At 66.3% G+C, this 1,387-nt stretch carries 1 protein-coding gene; it reads left to right on the forward strand.

What is annotated here, in order from left to right; genetic code table 11:
- Positions 1 to 72 precede the first annotated feature (72 nt).
- Positions 73 to 1,245 (forward strand): IS701 family transposase, encoded by a 1,173-nt coding sequence (locus O3W51_RS48085; protein WP_198359607.1) that lies wholly within the window; start codon positions 73 to 75, stop codon positions 1,243 to 1,245.
- Positions 1,246 to 1,387 lie beyond the last annotated feature (142 nt).

A 1,387-nucleotide genomic window follows, 5' to 3' on the forward strand; every position in this document is an offset into this window, starting at 1 on the left:
TACTGCAACCGCATGTGGTGTGACTGTTGGCGGTGTGGCTCGTTGGTCCGACTGTGTGACGAATCGTTGACGGTGGAGCAGGTCGAGTCGTGGTCCGAGGGCGTAGAAGAGTTGCATGCCCGGTTCGCAGGGCGTTTTGGCAGGTCGGAGCCGCGTGAGCGGGCTTTGGACTATCTGATGGGCTTGCTGGCTCCGTTGGAGAAGAAGAATGGGTGGACGCTGGCCGAGCAGGTCGGCCAGCTGCGCCCCGACGGTGTGCAGCGTCTGTTGAATCACTCCGAGTGGGACCAGGACGCGGTCCGTGATGACGTGCGGGACTTCGTCGTGGAGAGCATCGGGTCCCCGGACGGGGTGCTGATCGGTGACGACACCGGCTTCCTGAAGAAAGGCACCAGGTCAGCGGGCGTGCAGCGGCAATACTCCGGCACCGCGGGCCGCACCGAAAATTGCCAGATCGGGACGTTTTTGGCCTACGCCTCAGCCAGGGGGCGGGCGTTGATCGACCGGGAGCTTTATGTTCCGCAGTCCTGGACGGGCGACCGGGCACGGTGCCGGGCGGCCGGGATCGGCGACGAGGTGCCGTTCGCCACGAAGACCGAGCACCTCAAGTGGATGCTCCAACGTGCCATCGATGCGGCGGTGCCCTTCGCCTGGGTCACCGCGGACGAGGCATACGGGCAGGTCAAGGACTTCAGGATGTGGCTGGAGGAACGCAAGGTGGCGCATGTGCTGGCCACCAAGCTCAACGACACCGTGACCACGACCGACGGCTGGCAAGTGCGGGTCGATGATCTGGTGGCCGCGCTGCCCGCGCAGGGGTGGAAGCGGATCTCGGCCGGGGCCGGCGCCCACGGCCAGAGGATCTACCACTGGGCCCGCATCGCGATCCGGCCCGACTGGGCTGATGGGTTCGGACACTGGGTGCTGGCCCGCCGCAGTCCGACCGATCCGACCAAGATCGCCTACTACATCTGTTACGGGCCCGCCGCGACCCGGTTGAAGGACCTGGTCATCACGGCCGGCGCGCGCTGGCAGGTGGAGGAATGCTTCCAGATCGCGAAGGGCGAATGCGGCCTGGACCACTACCAGGTACGGCTGTTCCGGGCCTGGTACCGGCACATCACCCTGGCGATGGCCGCGCTCGCCTACCTGACCGCCATCCGCGCCACAGAAACCACAAAAGGGGCAGCGCCGGCGACGAGCACGACCTCATACCTCTCAGCGTCCCCGAGATCCGCCGGATGATCGGGCACCTCGTCTTCACGCCCCGACACCTGGACAACGACCATCATCTGCACTGGTCACGCTTCCGACGCCGCAGCCAAGCCCGCGCCCGCAGATGCCACTACCAACGCCGAGGCCACCACCCCCACATGCGGTTGCAGTA

This window comes from Streptomyces sp. H39-C1 (assembly GCF_027158125.1).
Lineage (GTDB): Bacteria > Actinomycetota > Actinomycetes > Streptomycetales > Streptomycetaceae > Actinacidiphila > Actinacidiphila fildesensis.